Consider the following 20,017-nt stretch of genomic DNA (forward strand, 5'->3'; position numbering starts at 1 on the left):
AGCATTGTCGTCAGCGTATCCAGATAGGCGGAGGTGGCGGGTCGGTTGACCGACAGATCGATCAGGCCCGCCTCATCGCTGGGAGCGGATTTGAAACCACCCTCCTCCGCGTCGCGCGAAGCGATGAGCGTCCCGCGGCCGGGACGAGCTTCGACGAGCCCACGCTGCTGCAAGGCCGAGAAGGCGCGCGTCACGGTCGTGACATTGATGCCGAGCGCACGCGCGATTTCACGATACGGGGGCAGCTTGTCGCCGCTCGCCAGTTCGCCGCTGGCGATGCGCGCGCCGATGGCATCCGCCAGACGTTGATAGAGCGGTTGATCGCCGGCCGGCAGTTCCAGATTCTCAAGCATTCCTTTTCCGGCGTCCCGGAGTCCTCGTTTGCCCGCGTTTTCTTATCACACGGCCCGGCGCCATACAAATAATCTTGTATGCACCGAATCTGAGCAAAAAGAGCGAATTTGGTCGCATTGTATGACGTATAATTGGAGTTGACCGCACGATCCGTCGAATATATCGTCACCCAAATCCAAGTTGTATGGCATTACAACTTGACAAGCACCGCGAACAGCAGCGCCTCGACGCGATCTCTCGCAAAGGGGCCGAAGCACGGGGAACGGTCATGACGATGGCGGCAAAGGTTGCGGGCGCACCTGCAATTGGGGGGCAAGCGGACGCCAGATTCGTCGAGTTCGTCGACGTCGAGAAGTCCTACGGTACGTTTCGCGCAGTCCGTAGTCTGAACTTGTCCATCGGTCGCGGCGAGTTCCTGACGCTGCTCGGCCCGTCTGGCTCGGGCAAGACGACCACGCTGAACATGTTGGCGGGATTTGAACGGCCAACCCAAGGCGTCATCACCTTGGACGGGAAGTCGGTCGACCGCCTGCCGCCCTATGAGCGCAACATCGGCATGGTGTTCCAGAACTACGCCCTGTTTCCCCACATGAGCGTAGCCGACAACGTCGCTTTTCCCCTTTCCGTCAGGAAAATGCCCAAGCAGGAAATCGCCTCCCGGGTCATGCGCGCGCTGGAGATGGTGCGCCTGGGGCAATTCAAGGATCGCAAACCCACTCAGCTGTCGGGAGGACAGCAGCAGCGCGTCGCGCTGGCTCGCGCACTCGTATTCCAGCCGGCGCTCGTCCTGATGGACGAACCACTCGGCGCTCTCGACAAGAAGCTACGCGAGCACATGCAGATCGAGCTGAAGCAAATTCACGAAATGCTCGGCGTCACGATTGTCTACGTGACCCACGATCAGAGCGAAGCGTTGACGATGTCGGATCGCGTCGCGATATTCGAAAGCGGAGCCATCGTTCAGATCGGCACGCCCGATCAACTGTACAAGGAGCCGGCGACCGCGTTCGTGGCCAGCTTCATCGGCGAGAACAATGCGCTCGAGGGCGTTGCCGAACGCGTCAGCAACGGTCAGTGCCTCGTTGCGCTCCCGACGGGATTGCGAGCGACCGCACGATCCATCGGCGACATCCGCCCCGGCGCACCGGTGCATCTCGCGATTCGCCCGGAGCGCATCGGATTGTCCGCTACTACGGGAGGAGCGGAGAATCATTTCCGGGCCAAGGTCGACGGCCGCATCTACCACGGCGACCATCAGCGCCTGCTCGCGCGCCTGCCGAGCGGACAGGTTTTGACGGTGAAGATCGACGCGGAGGCGGCGCTCGCAACAGGCGACACGATCGATCTTTGCTGGCCTGCCTCGGAATGCCGGGCCTTTCCGACCGGCGCGTCCGCCAATGCAGTTTAGTAAGCTCAGGGAGATACCCATGACACGAGTGTGCAGAACGGCCTTAGCCTTGGCGAGCGCGGCGATCGTTTCGCAATGGCAGCCCGCGAACGCTGAGGAGCTTACGGTCATGGCGACAGGGGGCGCCTGGCAGACCGCGCTGCGTCAAGCTTGGTTCGAGCCCTTCGCCAAGAAAGCCAACATCAAACTCAACGAGCAGGAATACACGGGCGAGCTTGGCAAGATCAAAGCAATGGTCGAGACCGGCAATGTCCCTATTGATCTCGTGACCGTCGAAACTTCGACGGTTCTTCAGGGCTGCGACGCAGGGGTCCTGATCCGTCTCGACTATTCAAAGATCGCCGACCGGTCGAAATTCCTCCCCGGCACGGCACTCGATTGCGGCGTCGGTATCGACGTTTACGGCGACGTTCTTGCCTATGACACGACGGTGCTGAAGGAGGCCCCGACTTCGGTTCTCGACATTTTCGACACGAAGAAGTTTCCTGGCAAGCGCGCCATGCGCAAGGCGCCAGCGCAGAATCTCGAGTGGGCGCTGATGGCCGACGGCGTGCCGATCGACGACGTATATAAAGTACTGGCGACCCCGGCCGGCGTCGATCGCGCCTTCAAAAAGCTCGACAGCATCAAGAAGGACATCGTTTGGTGGGAGGCTGGTGCACAGCCGCCGCAACTCCTGGCTTCGAAAGAAGTCGTCATGACGACCGCGTGGAACGGGCGCATTCAAAACGCAATCGACCAGGATCAGCGGCCATTCGTGATCGTTTGGAATAACCAGATTGTCGAGTACGACATGATCGCGATCCCGAAGGGCGCCAAGAACCAGGATCTGGCCTACAAATATCTCGCCTACGCCGCCGAGCCCGAGGTGAGCGCGCAGTTGGGCCGCTTCATCCCCTATGGCCCGGTGCGGGCCGACGCAACTGCATTCGTCCCCAAAGAAGTTCTGCCGAAGCTCCCGACCGCGCCGGATCACATGAAGACCTATCTGGTGAGCGACGTCGAATTCTGGGGCGACCAGGGCGAGGACCTCGTGAAACGCTTCAACGCGTGGCTCGCCCAGTAGGCGGCAATCGCCTGACGCCCGGCTCATGGCGGATGCAAGGAGCGCAAGATGACATCGATCGCAATGCCCGCAATCAGGGGAAGAGAGCACAGCGAGAGCCTTCGTCCGCTGGCGCTGGCTGCCCCGCTCCTGCTGCTGTTGATCTTCAGCTTCGGTGCGCCGATTGTCGCACTGCTCTCACGAGCCGTTTATGAGCCGACGATCGCCAATGCGTTGCCGCATACCATCGATGCGCTGCGTTCGGATAACGGAGCGGGCGTGCCGAACGACGCTGCGTTCCTTGCTCTTGCAGCGGACCTTAAGCAGGCGCAGGCAGCGGGTGCGGTCCCTGAGTTCGCCAAGAGCCTCAACACCCGCCTGCCCGGCGCGCGCAGCCAGGTGCTACGTCTCGCCCGGCTGGCAAGCCAGGATCAGGCGACAAGCAAGGAGGCAATAATCAAGTCAGCGCCGCTCCTCGGCGAAGCGAAAAGCTGGACGGCGATCCGGGCGGGAACGCATCGGTTCACCTCGTTTTACCTTCTCAGCGCCTTTGATTTGCGATGGACGGACGAAGGAACGATTGGCGCGGTTCCCTCCGGCCAGGCGGTTTTCTTGCGCGTATTTGGTCGGACCTTTCTGGTTGCCACGCTCGTTACCCTCGCCACTTTGGCGCTCGGCTTTCCCCTCGCCTACCTGATCACCCACCTACGTCCGGCAACTGCCGCGGTGGTTCTCGTTCTGGTTCTGCTGCCGTTCTGGACGTCGATCCTTGTCCGAACGGCTGCCTGGACGGTACTGCTTCAGAAATATGGCCTCCTCAACGATCTCCTGCTGTGGCTCGGCCTGACATCGGATCGTCTCGAATTGATGTACAGCCGCGCGGGACTGATCATCGCGATGACGCATATCCAGTTGCCCTTCACGCTGCTCCCGATTTACAGCGTGATGCGTTCGGTCCCCCCATCGCTGATGCGCGCCGCGCAATCGCTCGGCGCCCGCCCACTCACCGCTTTCTGTCGGGTCTATCTCCCGCAGGTCGTTCCGGGCGTTCTCGCCGGCTGTCTGCTCACCTTCATTTTGTGTCTCGGCTATTACATCACGCCGGTCCTGATCGGTGGGGCGAGCGACCAGTTGATCAGCAACTTCATCGCCAACTACGTCAACGCGGAACTGAATTGGGAGATGGCGGCGGCGCTCAGCTTCGTCCTGCTCGCCTCGACCCTCGGCCTCTATGTAGCCATGACCCGTTATCTCGGTCTCGATCTCTTCAAGATGGGGTAAAGCCATGCTGCTTTCGCCATATCCGACCACCGGCGAACGGCTTCGCGTGGCCGCGCTCTGGTTCTGGTGCGTTCTCGTCCTCATCTTTCTGGTCGTGCCGATCTTCGTACCCGTGCCCCTCTCCTTCAACAGCGGATCGTTCTTTACCTTCCCGCTCGCCGGATTCTCGACCCGCTGGTACGAAGTCGTGCTCGGTACGCCGCGCTGGCGGGCTGCTATCGGCAATAGTCTGCTGATCGGCTTCGGAGCGACCATCCTGGCGACGATACTCGGGACCCTCACCGCGATAGGCCTGTCAGACCCGAAATTCCCTGCGCGCCGTTTCGTCGTCCCACTGCTGATCTCGCCGCTGATCGTCCCGGTCGTGGTGACCGCTGTCGGCACCTATCTCTTCTATGCCAGAATCGGTCTCGCCAATACTTACGCCGGGATCGTTCTTGCTCACACGGTCCTTGCAAGCCCGTTCGTCGTGGTGACCGTCGGTGCCAGCCTCACGGGCTTCGATCGGAATCTGATGCGTGCGACGGCGATCCTGGGCGCCAAGCCGCTCACCGGATTCTTTCGGGTGATGCTACCGCTGATCCTGCCCGGCGTGCTCTCCGGGGCGGCTTTTGCCTTCGTTACGTCATTCGACGAGGTCGTCGTCGTGCAATTTCTCGCCAATGCAGATCAACGAACTCTACCGCTCGAGATGTTCACCGGCCTGCGCGAACAGCTAAGCCCGGCCATTACCGCCGCAGCGACGCTGATGATGGCGCTATCGATCCTGCTTTTGATCGTCGCCAATCTCCTGGCGCGGCGCTCGCGCCGGGACGCCGGCGTCCTCGCTGAATGAAGACGTCTGACAAAACGTCTCACGCCATGAGGAGCCCCGCATGTCTTACAGCACGACGCTTGGCGGCACACGCTGGACCTTTGCGGATCTGAAGACGCTTCTCGGCAAAGCGTCGCCGGCCCGCTCCGGCGACGTGCTGGCTGGCGTCGCGGCTCAGAGCGCCATCGAGCGCGTGGCCGCTCAAACTGCGTTGGCCGATCTTCCGCTCAAGACCTTTCTGAACGTTGCACTCATTCCTTATGAGGAGGATGAGGTTTCGCGCCTTATCTACAACAGTCATGACCTCGCGGCCTTTGCGCCGATATCGCATTTGACCGTCGGCGAGTTTCGGGAATGGCTCCTGGACGAAAAGACGACAACGGCCGATCTCACGCGGCTTGCTCCGGGGTTGACGCCCGAAATGGTCGCCGCCGTTTCCAAGATCATGCGCGCGCAAGATCTAATCGTCGTCGCCGCCAAGTGCCGTGTTATAACGGCCTTTCGCAACACGATTGGGCTTACGGGCCGCCTATCCACTCGTCTTCAGCCAAACCATCCGACTGACGATTCGCGCGGCATCGCTGCCAGCCTCCTCGATGGGCTCATGTTCGGCATTGGCGACGCCGTGATCGGCGTCAATCCTGCGACAGACGGCTTGGACGACTACATGCGGATCGTTGCCTTGCTCGACGACGTCAGGCAGCGTCTCGATATCCCGACACAGACCTGCTGCTTGGGTCACCTCACGACGGCGATGCGAGCGATCACCGCAGGCGCCCCCGTCGATCTCGTCTTTCAGTCGATCGCCGGCTCGGAAAAGGCCAATCGCAGTTTCGGAATTGATCTAGCGCTGCTCGCGGAGGCCAATGACGCCGCACTCTCCCTGGGCCGCGGGACTGTCGGTCGAAACGTAATGTATTTCGAGACGGGACAGGGCAGCGCCCTCTCCGCCGACGCCCATTTCGGTGTCGATCAGCAGACGATGGAGACACGCGCGTATGCCGTGGCCAGACGATTCAATCCGCTCCTGGTCAACACAGTCGTCGGCTTCATCGGCCCGGAATATCTCTACAACGGCAAGGAAATCACGCGAGCCGGCCTGGAGGATCATTTCTGTGGCAAGCTGCTTGGCCTGCCGATGGGTTGCGACGTCTGCTACACGAACCATGCGGAAGCCGACCAAGATGACATGGACGCGCTGCTCACGCTGCTGAGCGCCGCCGGCGTCGCCTTCGTCATCGCCGTTCCCGGCGCAGACGACGTCATGCTGAACTATCAGAGCCTGGCGTTCCACGACGCTCTCTACATTCGCGGAACACTCGGAAAGCGAACCGCTCCCGAATTCGAAGCGTGGCTGCAGCGCGTGGGCGTCATCGATCAGGCCGGTCGAGCGCTCGAAAAGTCCCCCACCTCCGCGATCGCGCCAGCGATCACACTGATCGAATCGATGGTGGGCTGATGCAGGACGACCGGTCAGATAGCGGCGATCGAGCTCCACAAGCGAGCGGCGGACTGGAGCGCCTGCGTAGCTTCACGCCCGCCAGGATCGGATTGGGACGAGCCGGCTCCGGGCAATCTACCGTCGCGACGCTCAACTTCCTGGCTGATCACGCACGCGCCAGAGACGCCGTCCATATCCCCCTCGATTTCGAGCCGCTCGAGGAACGCCTGCGCACCCAAGGTTGGAGTATTGTACGGATACGCACCGCCGCGAACGATCGAGCCGAGTATCTTCGTCGCCCTGATCTTGGGCGACGCCTTTCGTCGGAAGGACGCGAGGTTCTGAAAGCGCAGCCAGCCGGCGGCGACGTCGTGATCGTCGCTGCCGACGGTCTTTCTTCGTCGGCGATTGCGGGAAATCTCGCGCCGCTCGTCGAGCGCCTTCGACTTCTGTTGCTGGCCAGAGGGCTCAGCCTTGCCCCGTTTGTGCTCGTCGAGCAAGGCCGCGTCGCTGTCGGCGACGAGATCGGCGAACTGCTGAACGCCAAGCTCGCCATCGTTCTGATTGGCGAGCGTCCTGGCCTTTCGGCAGCCGATTCCCTTGGCGCCTATATCACATGGCGACCACGCGTCGGCACGATGGATTCGTCTAGAAACTGCATCTCTAATATCAGGCCGGACGGACTGCCAATTGAGGACGCCGCCGCACAGATCGACGCCTTGGTCAGCCGCGCGATTTCGCATGGGGTGACCGGGGTTGCCCTAAGTGACCTGCGTTCGTCTGCAGCTGTTTCCATCCCAGCTTCAGGGAGCTCTAAGCAGGCGGATTCTCGCAACGGCCCCTGACTCGACGTGTCGGGATGGCACCTTGGCGATCAGCTGCAAGTTCTTGTGCTAGGCTATGGAGTGCGAGCTGTGACGCGTGCAGTCAGTGGCTCCGCCGCACACGCCCGGTAAGCTATCCCTTCGAAACGCCAGAAAGTTACAGAGTCAGTCGCTCCGCAGCGGTCGCATGTCAATCGCTCCTCGCCGAGCATGTAGCGTCCGCGGAGCGCGGAAGCGGCATTTTTGCAAGACGGACAAACCAATAAGAAATTGCGCATACGCCAGCGCATCACCAGACTATCCAACACCTTCGAACGCCCCTTCGTGAGTTCTCGTAGAGGTGGAGATTAGCGGACCTTTGCACGCCTGAATGTTCGATTGCTAACACAGGAACCGCGATCACTTGCCCAGGCGTCGTAGTGGCGTTCTTTTCAGGAAGTGGTTACTCTGGGCAGAACCGCGAGAGAGCAATGAGCGATGACGCGAAAGATGCAGGCCTTGTGGCGCTGATCAGCGGCATTCTGGGCGGCAAGTCCACGAAAGAGCAAGCTTCAAGGTCGCATCCGCTCGAGGCTGCCCAGTCAGCGCCGACGAGCACGACCGCGCCTCAGGTGCCGGAGATACCGCCAACGCTCCAAGAGGAGCCCGTGACCTCCTCCGCGCCGCAAACGAAGCCAATTGCTCCCATGTCAACCAGCGGCCACGATGAAAAACGAGCGCGACTGCCGGCTGTGGCGATCGCCGACCTTGTTCTTGGCGAGCTTCGCAAAGTAGATGGCTTTCCGAACTCAGGCGTCTCGATCGTCGTCTACGGGTATCGGCCATGGAATGCCATGATCAGGTTCGCCCCGTTCTCGACCACTTCCCAAAATGCAGCACGGCTGCGATACGCTTTGCCCGACGTCATCTTCAGGCTGCGGCAGTACGTCGACGTCGAAAATTAGGTTCTGCCGGCAAATTACCGGTCGGCAATCGAGCTTTCGCTCACGGCCTGACTTCCTATGATGAGACATCAGCGCGAGTTTGCAGGTCGGAACGAGCTAGCACCGCTCGCATCTTGGCTCGTGACGCCTCGAAAGCAATGATGGCGCGGGAAGCAACTCTCTCGCGCGTCGTCTCGGTGAGCTCATCGCGATACGACCGGCACTCGCGGGTCAGGTCGAACTGCGACTGATCGGCAAGACCAAGGAAGTACAATTTGCGGCCAAGAAAAACGCGGCTCTCCTTGTCGGCATATTCGAGAATACCGGCCGCCAGCATCAGATTAAGGGACGGCGTCGGCCTGACGGCCGAGGACGATTTTGCCTTGTCGCTTTGCTTCTGCGAGTGCTGTCGAGCAGCTTGAAGCGCAAAATCGCCGTTGATGGAACCAGCAGGCTACGCGTCAAATCGGCAACCGTCCGGCTTGCCGTTTGATTTTTTGTAGCCCTGCCGCTTGCTTGCTGGCTACGGTCAGGGCCTCCCAGTCGCGCGCTGCGATCGCTTCGGGCCTGAGCATCCAGGAGCCGCCGACGCAGATCACGTTGGGAAGTGCGAGATAGTTCGGGGCGGTTTCTGGCGTCAGCCCGCCTGTCGGGCAAAACTGCAGTTGAGGTAACGGAGAAACCAGCGACTTCAGATAGGGAATCCCGCCGGCGGGCTCGGCCGGAAAGAATTTCGCAAATTGATAACCGCGCGCGATCAGTGCCATGGCCTCGGAAGCACTGGCCACTCCAGGCAGAAGCGGCATCCCCAAGGCACCCGCCGCGTTGAGCAAGGCGTCTGTCGCACCGGGCGACACCGCGAAGCGCGCGCCGGCTTCACGCGCCGCCTCCAGCTGGTGTGGGCTGAGCACCGTACCGGCACCGACGACCGCGCCCTCGACTTCAGCGGCAATGATGCGGATCGCTTCGAGTGCGGCCTGCGTGCGCAGGGTCACTTCGATGACGGACAAACCACCGGCGACCAAGGCACGCGCCAATGAAGTGGCGTCGACCAGCTTTTCGATCACCACGACTGGAACGACCGGCGCGCGGCACAAAATGTCCTTGAGCCCGCTCTGCGGAAGGAGGGTCGTCATGCGTTCAACCCTGAAAAAATGCTGGCACCGCGATCTGCAGGGCCGACGGACGCGCGCAATTGGGAGAAGAGCTCTCGGCCGATTCCGACGTGCGAGGCAGACAGATCTTTGCTGGCAAGCGGACGGGCCGCCCATTCGTCGGCAGGCACCCGAACGGTCAACGTTCCCGCGACTGCATCCATGCGGATGAAGTCACCGTCGCGGATTTTGGCGACCGGGCCTCCGTCGAGCGCTTCGGGCGTGAGATGGATTGCAGCGGGCACCTTGCCTGAGGCGCCCGACATCCGGCCGTCGGTGACAAGCGCAACCTTGAAGCCGCGATCCTGCAAGACGCCGAGCGGCGGCATCAGCTTATGGAGTTCCGGCATGCCGATCGCGCGCGGGCCCTGAAAGCGGATCACGGCGATGAAATCGCGATCGAGCTTTCCGGCCTTGAAGGCCGCCTGCAACTCCTCCTGCGAATGGAACACCAGCGCCGGCGCTTCAACGACATGCCTTTCAGGTGCAACCGCGGAGGTCTTGATGACCGCCCTGCCAAGATCGCCTTCGAGAATCCGCAAGCCGCCGGTTGGGCTGAAGGGCCTCTCGATGCCGCGCAGTATCGCATCGTCGGCGCTCGTGGCCGGCCCTTCGCGCCAGACGACTGCGCCAGAGTTGCTGAGGATCGGCTCCTGGCGGTAAGAGGCCAATGTCCCGGCAAAGGCGGTTGCCGCGTCCGCATGCAGCAGACCCGCGTCGAGCAATTCACGGATGACAAAGATCGTGCCGCCGGCAGCATGAAACTGGTTCACGTCAGCCTGGCCATTCGGATAGACCCGCGCCAGCAACGGGGTGACTTCGGCTACCCGTTCGAAATCGCGCAGGTCCACCGTCAATCCCGCCGCCGCCGCCATGGCTACGAGATGGATCACAGCGTTCGTCGAACCACCTGTGGCGGCGATGCCCGCCATCGCATTGACGAAAGAGCGCTCGTCGATCATGCGGCCGACAGGCAAGAACTGCGAGCCCAAGGCACTGAGGCCGATGACCTGCCGGACCGCTTCTCTGGTCAGGGCCTCGCGCAGGATCGTGTCCGGATTGACGAAGGATGCACCTGGCAACTGCAGGCCCATGAATTCCAGGAGCATCTGATTGGTGTTGGCCGTGCCGTAGAATGTGCAGGTGCCGGGCGCATGATAGGATCGCGCCTCGACTTCCAGCAGAGCAGCTCGATCGACCTTGCCCTCGGCGAAGAGCTGGCGAACGCGGTTCTTCTCGGCGTTTGGGACGCCCGAAGGCATCGGTCCCGCGGGAATGAAGATCGCCGGCAAATGCCCGAACGACAAAGCGCCGATCACAAGGCCAGGAACGATTTTGTCGCAGATGCCGAGAAGCGCGACGGCATCGAATGTTTGGTGCGACAAAGCGACCGCAACCGACAGCGCAATGACGTCGCGTGAAAACAGCGAAAGCTCCATTCCGGCCTCGCCCTGGGTGATCCCGTCGCACATGGCGGGAACACCGCCCGCGACCTGGGCGGTCGCGCCGATCGCGCGCGCTTCCGACCGGATCAGCTCCGGATAATGCTCATAGGGCTTGTGAGCCGAGAGCATGTCATTGTAGGCGGTGACGACGCCCAAATTTGGCTTCACACCCAGGCGCAACGCATCCTTGTCGTTTGCCGCGCAAGCGGCGAAACCATGCGCCTGATTGGCGCAACCCAAACGTTGGCGATGAGGCGCGGCGGATGCCGTGCTCGCGATGCGATCGAGATAGCGCGACCGCGCATCGCGGCTGCGCCGGACGATCGCCTCGGTGACCTCGCCGATTCTTGCGTTCAAAATGGCCATGCCTGGTCCTCAGTCTCTTGCGTGAACCGCCTTGAGTTCAGTGTGTCACTTGTTTCGAGGGCTCTCGGCGCCAGCAATTCTTGCTGGCTTCGTCACGCCCATTCACCGTCCTCGACCCATGTCCGACCATCGCGCTCGATCAGAGCAATCGCGGCCGAGGGTCCCCAACTGCCGGCGACATAGGGGCGTGGCGGCTCTTTCGAGTCCGACCAAGCTTGGCGGATTGGATCGATGAACGCCCAGGCGGCCTCGACTTCGTCGCGCCGCATGAACAAGGTGGCGTTGCCGCGGATCACGTCCATCAGCAGCCGCTCATAGGCCTCCGGCGCATTGTTCCCGAAGGCCTTGGAGAAGCTCATGTCGAGCGAAACATGCTGAAGTCGAAATCCACCTGGTCCCGGCTCCTTGATCATCAACCAGAGCTTGATGCCTTCGTCGGGTTGAAGGCGGATGACGAGCTTGGTTTGATGAACCTTACCCGCACTCGCCGCGAACAGCGCATGCGGGGCCTTGCGGAAGGTGACGACGATCTCGGAAATGCGTTCGGGCAATCTCTTGCCGGTACGCAGATAGAAGGGCACGCCGGCCCAGCGCCAGTTCTCGATTTCGAGCTTCAGCGCCACGAAGGTCTCTGTGGCGCTGTCCGGGTCGCCAACCTCCTCGGCATAGCCGCGCACCGCTTCGCCAAACGCCGCGCCCGCACGATATTGCCCCCGCACGGTCCGCTCGGCCGCATTGCTGGCGTCGATCTTCAGCAGCGACTGGAGCACCTTGCGTTTTTCATCGCGCACCGCATCGGCTGTGAGTGACGCCGGCGGCTCCATCGCCACGAGACAGAGCAATTGCAGGAGATGGTTCTGCACCATGTCGCGCAGCGCTCCCGACTTGTCGTAATAGCCAGCGCGACTCTCGACGCCGATGCTTTCGGACACCGTAATCTGGATGTGGTCGATATGACCCGAATTCCATAGAGGCTCGAACAAGGCGTTGGCGAAGCGCAACGCCATGAGATTCTGCACCGTCTCCTTGCCGAGATAGTGGTCGATGCGGAAAATCTGGCTTTCGGCAAAAACTTCGCCGAGAGCGTCGTTGATCTCGGCGGCCGACGCGCCGTCCTTGCCGATGGGCTTTTCGACAATCACGCGTGTCGCGCTTGTGATCAATCGATGTGCCGAAAGCCGATCGGCTATCTTTCCGAACAAGTCCGGCGAGGTGGCCAGATAGAACGCCCGAACGCGCACGGGATCGTCGCCAAGACTAGCTTTGAGGTCCGCCCAACCGAGATCGCCGCCTGCATCCACGACGACATAATCCAGCAGGTCGACAAAGCTTGCGAGCGCCTCGGGATTGCACGCGCGGGCGGGATCGAAGCGTTTCAGGGCATCGCCGACGGCGATGGCGAATTCCCGCCTGCTCATCCGCTGCCGCGAGACGGCGACGACGCGCGTTCCCGGTGAAAGCTGACCTTCATGGTGACGGCGAAACAGCGCCGGATAGAGCTTGCGGTAGGACAGATCGCCAGTCCCACCGAAAACCACCAGATCGAAGGGTTCGACTTGAAGAGCCTGCGTGATCATTTTCAAGACAGCTGTCCCATGTTTCGCGGCGACCAGACTGCACCCCGACCCACAGACGTCAGTCTGACGTCGGCGAGGCGCTGCCACCCGGGTGGGACGAACAACCCGCAACTGTTAGGGGCTGCCGCGACCGTTCGGACGCGTCGCGATCGGTTCAGCGTCGCCAAAAGACCCAAAGCCATGAGTCCCAGGGGCGGCCCCACCTTCCCATCCACTCAGCGCTATGTCAATAAATAAATCATTTTGGTTTATTTATTGACCTGTTCTCTATCTCGTGTTAAGCGCCGAGGCAGGTCTAAGAAGAGACACTTGTGTCTCCTCAGCCGGATTCCGGAATTTGCGCATCTCTTCGACAGCCCCGATGACACCTGAGGGAGCCGTGACGCCTCTGGCTGGGGAGCGATCTCGCGGCACCAATCTGATTGGCGTTCGCGCCTATAACGAGCGGCTTGTTCTCTCCCTCGTCCGCCGGTTTTCCAGTTTACCCAAGGCCGAGATCGCGAGGTTGACCGGCCTTTCGGCCCAGACCGCCTCCGTCATCGTCAAGGCGCTGGAATCGGACGGATTGCTCCTTCGGATGGAGCCCAATCGCGGTCGCGTCGGGCAACCCTCGGTGCCCTTGAAACTGAACCCCGACGGCGCGTACGCGCTCGGCCTCCACATCGGCCGTCGCACCGCGAGTCTCATGCTGATGGACTTCGTTGGATCGGTGCGCGATCAGATCCATTGTTCCTTCGCCTACCCGGACGTCGGCGATCTCCTGAGATTCACTGCCGACAGCCTTGCGGAGCTCACGGGAAAGTTGGGCAGCGCACAGAATCAACGGATCGTTGGTCTTGGCGTTGCGGTTCCTTTCGAACTGTGGAATTGGCGCAGCGAGGTCGGGGCACCTCATGCTTCGCTCGAAGCCTGGCGCAACTGCAATCTGCAAGCCGAACTCGAATCTCTCAGCGGTCTGCCCGTTTCGATTTCCAATGACGCAACAGCCGCCTGCGGCGCAGAGCTGACTTTCGGCAGCGGCCGCGAATATGAAGACTTCCTCTATGTCTTCGTCGGCTATTTTGCCGGCGGCGGCGTCGTTCTCAACGGTGAGCTTTATTCCGGGCGTCAGGGAAACGCCGGCGCGCTGGGCTCCATGCCAGTGCTCGTCAAGAACGGAAGCACGGGAATTGCGGAAAGGCGGCAACTGATTCATTCGGCATCACTGCACAGCCTGGAAAAGCGTCTCATCGGCGCCAATCTTGACCCCGCCGCCTTCTTCAGATCGCAGGACTGGGAGAGTCTCGGCCCGATTCTCGATGACTGGCTTGAAGAAGCATCGGATAGCCTCGCGCAAGCGATTGTCGCATCGGCATCGGTGCTCGACTTCGGCCAGGCCGTCATCGACGGTGGCTTTCCAGCCCACATCCGGCAGCGGCTTGTCAGCCTTGTGCGCGAGAAAAAAAGCGCCTCCGATCTGCAAGGGCTTTCACCCTTCGAGATTGGCGAAGGGTCGATTGGAGCCAACGCCCGCACGATGGGCGCCGCGAGTCTTCCCTTCTTCGCCCGTTTTCTTCTCGACCAGAATGTACTCTTCAAAGGGGAGACCTAGTGCCGAGAAGATCAGATTCCTTGCTTAGGTGCGCCCGTGAGAAGATCGCCCCATGATCCTTGTATGCGGTGAAGCCCTGGCGGATTTGTTCGTCGATGAGCGGCCGGATTCTGGACTGACTGCGCGAGTCACGTTGGGCGGCTCCCCGCTGAATGTGGCCATTGGCCTCGCGCGGCTGGAGGAGACAGCGGCATTTTGCGGCGGGATTTCCTTCGACCGTTTTGGCGTGGCCCTGCGACGAAAGCTCGAATCGGAGCGAGTCGCTCTTGACTACGTCGTCAACTCGGATCGACTGACGACGATTTCCATCGTTACGACCGACTCCTCGGGGCAGCCGAGCTATTCGTTCCACGGCGAAGGCAAGGCAGACCGGGAAATCGGCATCGACGCGCTGCCAGGTTCATTGCCGGCCGAGGTTTGCGCGCTCACATTTGGATCCTATACTCTGGCCGTGGCCCCCGTTGCGGATGCCTATCTCGCGCTCGCCAGGCGCGAAGCTGGCCGTCGTGTGATTTCCGTCGACCCCAATTTGCGCCCGACCGTGACACCCAACCTCGAGGATTGGAAAAGGCGCTTCGGCGCCTTCCTGTCGATCGCAGACATTGTCAAAGCAAGCGAGGAAGATATCGCCGTGGCTTACGGCGAGGACGCTGACATCGATGAGGTCGTCGCCGGCTGGCTCGCGTCGGGTCCTTCGATCGTTCTCGTCACGCACGGCGGCAATGGCGCGACCAGCTATCTGAAAAGTGGCGGAAAAATCTCAGTGCCGGGAAAGCCGGTCAATGTCATCGATACCGTCGGCGCCGGTGACACGTTCCACGCCGCGATTTTGAGCTCTCTCAATAGCTCAGGCAAACTGAGCAAAGAACGCGTCGCGGACCTGACCGCGCCGGAGTTGGCTCGGGCAATCGATTTCGCCGTGACAGCGGCCGCTATCACTTGCTCCCGACAAGGCGCGGACTTGCCGAGAAAAGCGGAAGTCGAAGCATGGATCCGTGGATAAGTGCGGCCATGACCATCCGACAAGCCGGATCGCACCCCCATTGCAAAAAGGGCTGCGATAGATCTTGCCTTGAATCCCTTAGGCCGCAATCTCGGCAGGTACGCGCGCGCCGGTCATGAACGCCACCGCATCCGACATCGTATAGGACTTGGGATCTATCACCGTCAGTCGCCGGCCAAGCCGATGGATATGGATGCGATCGGCGATCTCGAACACGTGCGGCATGTTGTGGCTGATCAGGACCACGGAAACGCCCCGCCGCCGCACGTCGAGGATCAACTCCAGCACACGACGCGATTCCTTGACGCCAAGAGCCGCAGTCGGTTCGTCCATGATCACCACGCGCGAGCCGAAAGCGGCGGCTCTTGCGACCGCCACGCCCTGGCGTTGACCGCCCGACAAAGTCTCGACACGCTGGTTAATGCTCTGCACGGTCATGAGACCAAGCTCGGTGAGCTTCTGGCGAGCGATGCGCTGCATGGCCTTGCGGTCGAGCATGCGGCAGATTGAACCGAGCGGGCCCGGCCGGCGCAATTCACGGCCGAGAAACATGTTGTCGGCGATCGAAAGGCTCGGCGACAGCGCAAGCGTTTGGTAAACCGTCTCAATGCCGGCGGCCTGCGCATCGAGCGGCGAGCGGAATGCGACCGGCCTGCCATCGAGCCTGATCTCGCCGGCATCAGGAACGAGCGCGCCCGAAAGCGCGCGGATGAGCGAGGATTTTCCCGCGCCGTTGTCTCCGATCACGGCAAGGATTTCACCCGGATAGAGATCGAAGTCGGCGTGATCGAGCGCCGTCACGCGGCCATAGCGCTTGACGAGGCCGCGCGCCTGCACGAGCGGCTCGGAGTTCTGAACGTTCGCAGCTATGCTCATGCCGACACCTTGCGAATCCATTGATCAAGCGCCACGGCGATGATGATCAACCAGCCGACGGCGAATTCCTGCCACAGCACGTCCACATCGGACAACGCGAGGCCGTTTCGGAACACGCCGACGATCAGGGCGCCGATCAGCGTGCCGATGATCGATCCGCGTCCACCGAACAGGCTGGCGCCGCCGACCACCACTGCCGTGATGCTGTCGAGATTGGCCGTCTGGCCGGCCTGCGGGCTGATCGAACCGATGCGCCCGATCAGAGCCCAAGCGCCGAGCGAGCAAATCATGCCGGCAATCACATAGACGGAGAACAGGATGCGGTCGGTCCTGATGCCGGCCAGGCGTGCCGCATCGGGGTCATCGCCAACTGCATAAAGATGGCGGCCGAAGGCCGTGCGATTGAGCACGAACCAGATCAAGGCGATGAGCCCCAGCATGAAGAAGGAACCATAGGTAAAGCGGGCCCCCAGGACGTCCACCGGTTTACCGAGCGCCTGTAGCAGCGGAGCGACTTTCGCCACTTCCTGCGAACGGATGGTTTCCGAGGCGGAGTACCAGAGATTGAGGGCGAAAAAGATCGACCAGGTCCCGAGCGTCACAATGAAGGGCGGCAGCTTCACGCGCGTGACAAGCGTGCCGTTGAGAGCCCCGCAGCCTGCGCCAACGGCGATGCCGATCACAAGCGCCAGTGGAGCGGCAAGTCCCATCGTGACTGCAAGCTTGCCCATGATCACGGAGCACAGCACCATGATGGCCCCAACCGACAGATCGATGCCGGCAGTGATCACGATCAATGTCTGGGCCGCGCCAATGACGCCGATGATGGTGACCTGCTGGATGATCAGCGACAGATTGAACATCGATAGAAAGCGCGGGCCGACGATGAGCCCGAACGCCGCAACGCCGAGCAACAGCACGATCGCCGGCACCGCCGTCGGATTGGCATGCAGAAAGTGCTGAAGTTTCTGCAACGGCGATCTTGCACGCACCTCGAATTCAGCCACACGAGAGTCGCTCTTGTCGACCAGAAGCTCGAAGGCCTGGGCAGCGGGTCGGCTGTTGCCGATATCGGTCATGGCCGTTTTCCTCGTTGCATGCGTAAGACGCGCCCATAGCGCTCAGGGCGAAAGTCTCCGCTGTTATCCGGCGCCCAGATGCCGGGCACCTCTCCTTGCCAGAGGTAAAAAGTCAGCGACGCGATCAGCCCCAGCACTTCTTCAAGGCGGCGGCGCTGTCGATCGACGGCAGGTCCGCTGCCGGCTTGTCGGTGACGAGCTCGACGCCAGTATTGAAGAAGTCGAGTCCGGGCGAAGCTTTGGGCTTTCCGCCATCTGAGGCGAAGGCCTTGACCGCCTCGACGCCTTTCGCCGCCATCAGCAGCGGAAACTGCATCGACGTGGCACCGATCACGCCATCCTTCACGTTGCGCACGCCGGGGCAACCACCGTCGACCGAAACGATCAGCACGTCCTTGTCGCGGCCGACGGACCGCAAGGCCTCGTAGGCGCCAGCCGCGGCCGGCTCGTTGATGGTGTAGACAAGCGAGATGCCGGGATCTTTTTGCAGCAGGTTTTCCATCGCCTTGCGACCGCCTTCCTCGCTGCCGAGCGTCACATCGTGACCGACGATGCGCGCATCCTTCTCGTCGCCGATCTTGGCGGGATTGCCGAGATCGATGCCAAAGCCTTTCAGGAAACCCTGGTCTCGGGCAACGTCGACCGAGATCTGGTTCACGTTGAGGTCCAGAAGTGCGATCTTCGCAGATGCCGCCTTGGCGCCGAGCGTCTTCGCGGCCCACTGCCCGATCAACTGACCAGCCAGGAAATTGTCGGTGGCAAAGGTTGCATCTGCCGCATTCGGCGGATCGAGCGGGGTATCGAGGGCTATGACCAGAATGCCGGCCGCGCGCGCCTTCTCCACGGCCGGCACGATGGCGCGAGAGTCGTTCGGCGTGATCAGGATGCCTTTGGCACCGGCGGCGATCAGGTTCTCGATGGCTGCCACCTGGCTCTCATTGTCGCCATCGACCTTGCCGGCGAAGGAGCGCAGTTCGACGTCATTGGCCTTGGCCGCTTCGTCTGCACCGGCCTTCATCTTCACGAAGAACGGATTGGTGTTGGTCTTGGTGATGAGCCCGACGATCGGCTTGTCGGCGGCGGAAGCGCCGGTTGTGCACGAAGCAAGCACGAGTGCGGTGAATAGCCCGATTGACTGACGCATTGATCCCCTCCCGTGGGACGTTTGTTTGGTAAGCGGTTCGATCCGCGTATTTGGCGATCCTAAGGGCATAGAAACCTCCGAGTCAATAAATAAATCATTCCGATTTATTAATTGACGCTTGGCTTCTCTCCGTTCATTGTGACCGCTAGGCTGCTGCGAAAGCGAGACAGCTCAAGGGTTTGGGAGCCGAGGATGGATGATGCAGCCCCAGGCGCCGGGGCCAACGCGCCGGTAACGTTGCCGGGTGGAAGCCGCGGCACCACCCAGACAGGGGTGAGACTTTACAACGAGCGCCTGATCCTCTCCCTGATCCGGCGCCATAGCAGCCTCGCGAAGGTCGAAATCGCGCGCCTGACCGGCCTGTCGACCCAGACCACGACGGTCATCATCAACCGGCTGGAAGCCGACGGACTGCTGCGCGCCGGCGAGCCGCAGCGAGGGCGTATCGGCCAGCCGTCTGTCCCCTACTCGCTCAATCCAGACGGTGCTTTCGGGCTCGGCCTGATGATCGGCAGGCGCAGTTCCGATCTGGTGTTGATGGACTTCGTCGCCGGCATCCGCGCCAGGCGCCGCATGATCTACGCCTTCCCCTCGCCTGAGGACATCATGGCTTTTGCGGAACGCGAGATGCCTAATCTTCTCGCCGCACTTCCGGAGAATCTGCAAGGCAGGATCAGCGGCATCGGCGTCGCAATGCCCTTTGAACTGTGGAATTGGGAGGCGGATCTGCAAACGCCACCCGGTGCACTCGGCAAGTGGCGCGACTTCAACGTTGCCATCGAATTCTCGCGCCGCTTTGGCGCATGGCCGATCCGCGTCCACAACGACGCGACGTCGGCATGTGCGGCCGAACTCACCTTCGGTGCGGGAGCAGCCTACCGCGACTTCGCTTATTTCTATGTCGGAACATTCGTCGGCGGCGGCATCGTTCTGAACGGCAGTCTGTTTCCGGGTCGTAGCGGCAACGCCGGAGCGTTCGGCTCGTTGCCGATCATGCGACGGGAAGAGAGCGGCGAGACCACACTTCAACAGTTGATCCGCACCGCCTCCATCTATCGACTCGAGCGTCGGCTCATCGCCGCCGGTCGACGCGGCACTGACATCTGGCTCTCACCTGACGATTGGTCGAGCTTTGAGGAGCCACTCGAGGCCTGGATTGCCGAAGCCGCCGAAGCCCTGGCGCAGGCGATCGCCGCATTGCTGGCGGTTATCGACTTTGAAGCCATCGTCATCGACGGTGCCTTTCCGGCTGACGTGAGGCGCCGTCTTGTCGAGAGAACCAACTCGCAATGGGCACACATGGACCGGCAAGGACTCACAGACGCCGTGGTGGTGGAAGGCTCGGTCGGTCGCGATGCGCGTGCAATCGGCGGCGCCGCTCTGCCACTGCTGGCGACTTTTGCGCGCGACCATGACGTTCTGTTCAAGGAATGAAATGTGATCCTAACCAACAAGGCTGCAACTCGCGCGTTTGCAGAAGGCTCGAATACGCCGAGGCCAGTGACCGATACCCGCCCACGCCACCAGATGAGCGCCGTCATGGTTGACGGTCCGGCCGGGAACGATCCTGCGCCGCATCGCAGCCTCGATCGCGCACGTTCTATTTCTAATTTCTGCGTGAGAACGACGAAACATCTTCGTCGAGCCGCCGTCCGCAGCTCTGCTTCGAACAATGGACCGTGATTGCCTTGG

General features: G+C 61.6%; 18 protein-coding genes. 10 read left to right on the plus strand and 8 right to left on the minus strand.

Annotated elements, in window-relative coordinates; all coding sequences use genetic code 11:
• Window positions 1-353, minus strand: a 353-nt coding sequence (locus tag SO140_RS37190; protein WP_498543818.1) for a GntR family transcriptional regulator, incomplete at its 3' end; no start/stop codon positions are given.
• A gap of 275 nt (window positions 354-628) precedes the next feature.
• Here SO140_RS37190 and SO140_RS37195 point away from each other — a divergent pair.
• From SO140_RS37195 to SO140_RS37225, 7 genes are all read left to right on the plus strand, one after another.
• On the plus strand, window positions 629-1,762 hold the full coding sequence (locus SO140_RS37195) for an ABC transporter ATP-binding protein (RefSeq protein ID WP_449382793.1): 1,134 nt from the start codon (window positions 629-631) through the stop codon (window positions 1,760-1,762).
• A 109-nt stretch (window positions 1,763-1,871) separates the two neighbouring features.
• Window positions 1,872-2,828, plus strand: a complete 957-nt coding sequence (locus SO140_RS37200) for an ABC transporter substrate-binding protein (RefSeq protein WP_474798231.1) — start codon at window positions 1,872-1,874, stop codon at window positions 2,826-2,828.
• 48 nt (window positions 2,829-2,876) lie between these two features.
• Complete coding sequence (locus SO140_RS37205) at window positions 2,877-4,088, plus strand: ABC transporter permease (RefSeq protein WP_474798229.1); 1,212 nt, start codon at window positions 2,877-2,879, stop codon at window positions 4,086-4,088.
• Between the two features lie 4 nt (window positions 4,089-4,092).
• A complete protein-coding gene (locus SO140_RS37210) occupies window positions 4,093-4,923 on the plus strand; it encodes an ABC transporter permease (RefSeq protein ID WP_449382780.1) in 831 nt (276 codons plus the stop codon).
• A gap of 40 nt (window positions 4,924-4,963) precedes the next feature.
• A complete protein-coding gene (locus tag SO140_RS37215; protein ID WP_474798227.1) occupies window positions 4,964-6,361 on the plus strand; it encodes an ethanolamine ammonia-lyase subunit EutB in 1,398 nt (465 codons plus the stop codon).
• Window positions 6,361-7,188: an ethanolamine ammonia-lyase subunit EutC gene (eutC, locus tag SO140_RS37220; protein WP_474798225.1), complete on the plus strand. Its 828-nt coding sequence runs from the start codon at window positions 6,361-6,363 to the stop codon at window positions 7,186-7,188. The genes SO140_RS37215 and eutC overlap by 1 nt, the downstream gene beginning before the upstream one ends.
• A gap of 449 nt (window positions 7,189-7,637) precedes the next feature.
• The gene (locus tag SO140_RS37225; protein WP_449382777.1) at window positions 7,638-8,111 is read left to right on the plus strand and encodes a hypothetical protein; all 474 of its coding nucleotides are present in this window, start codon (window positions 7,638-7,640) and stop codon (window positions 8,109-8,111) included.
• A gap of 55 nt (window positions 8,112-8,166) precedes the next feature.
• Here SO140_RS37225 and SO140_RS37230 read toward each other — a convergent pair whose 3' ends face one another.
• From SO140_RS37230 to zwf, 4 genes are all read right to left on the minus strand, one after another.
• Complete coding sequence (locus SO140_RS37230) at window positions 8,167-8,427, minus strand: hypothetical protein (RefSeq protein WP_449382776.1); 261 nt, start codon at window positions 8,425-8,427, stop codon at window positions 8,167-8,169.
• A 124-nt stretch (window positions 8,428-8,551) separates the two neighbouring features.
• Window positions 8,552-9,226, minus strand: coding sequence for a bifunctional 4-hydroxy-2-oxoglutarate aldolase/2-dehydro-3-deoxy-phosphogluconate aldolase (gene eda / locus SO140_RS37235; protein ID WP_449382775.1), 675 nt, complete (start codon window positions 9,224-9,226; stop codon window positions 8,552-8,554).
• Window positions 9,223-11,055 (minus strand): phosphogluconate dehydratase, encoded by a 1,833-nt coding sequence (edd, locus tag SO140_RS37240; protein ID WP_449382774.1) that lies wholly within the window; start codon window positions 11,053-11,055, stop codon window positions 9,223-9,225. Before edd ends, eda begins: the two co-directional genes overlap by 4 nt.
• 92 nt (window positions 11,056-11,147) lie before the next feature.
• Window positions 11,148-12,632: a glucose-6-phosphate dehydrogenase gene (zwf, locus tag SO140_RS37245; RefSeq protein WP_449382792.1), complete on the minus strand. Its 1,485-nt coding sequence runs from the start codon at window positions 12,630-12,632 to the stop codon at window positions 11,148-11,150.
• Window positions 12,633-12,993: 361 nt separating this feature from the next.
• On the opposite strand from zwf, the gene SO140_RS37250 reads away from it, so the two are divergent.
• Together SO140_RS37250 and SO140_RS37255 are read left to right on the plus strand one after the other, a co-directional pair.
• Complete coding sequence (locus tag SO140_RS37250) at window positions 12,994-14,223, plus strand: ROK family transcriptional regulator (RefSeq protein WP_449382773.1); 1,230 nt, start codon at window positions 12,994-12,996, stop codon at window positions 14,221-14,223.
• Window positions 14,224-14,275: 52 nt separating this feature from the next.
• A complete protein-coding gene (locus SO140_RS37255) occupies window positions 14,276-15,226 on the plus strand; it encodes a carbohydrate kinase family protein (RefSeq protein WP_449382772.1) in 951 nt (316 codons plus the stop codon).
• Between the two features lie 78 nt (window positions 15,227-15,304).
• On the opposite strand, the gene SO140_RS37260 is transcribed toward SO140_RS37255, so the two are convergent.
• From SO140_RS37260 to SO140_RS37270, 3 genes are all read right to left on the minus strand, one after another.
• Window positions 15,305-16,123, minus strand: coding sequence for an ATP-binding cassette domain-containing protein (locus tag SO140_RS37260; protein WP_449382771.1), 819 nt, complete (start codon window positions 16,121-16,123; stop codon window positions 15,305-15,307).
• Complete coding sequence (locus tag SO140_RS37265) at window positions 16,099-17,181, minus strand: ABC transporter permease (protein ID WP_449382770.1); 1,083 nt, start codon at window positions 17,179-17,181, stop codon at window positions 16,099-16,101. The genes SO140_RS37260 and SO140_RS37265 overlap by 25 nt, the downstream gene beginning before the upstream one ends.
• Before the next feature lie 124 nt (window positions 17,182-17,305).
• Window positions 17,306-18,325 (minus strand): sugar ABC transporter substrate-binding protein, encoded by a 1,020-nt coding sequence (locus SO140_RS37270; protein WP_449382769.1) that lies wholly within the window; start codon window positions 18,323-18,325, stop codon window positions 17,306-17,308.
• Window positions 18,326-18,517: 192 nt separating this feature from the next.
• Between SO140_RS37270 and SO140_RS37275 the strand changes: the two genes are divergently transcribed.
• Window positions 18,518-19,759, plus strand: a complete 1,242-nt coding sequence (locus tag SO140_RS37275) for an ROK family transcriptional regulator (protein ID WP_449382768.1) — start codon at window positions 18,518-18,520, stop codon at window positions 19,757-19,759.
• The last annotated feature ends 258 nt before the right edge of the window (window positions 19,760-20,017 follow it).

It is taken from the genome of Bradyrhizobium sp. UFLA05-108, from assembly GCF_059803455.1.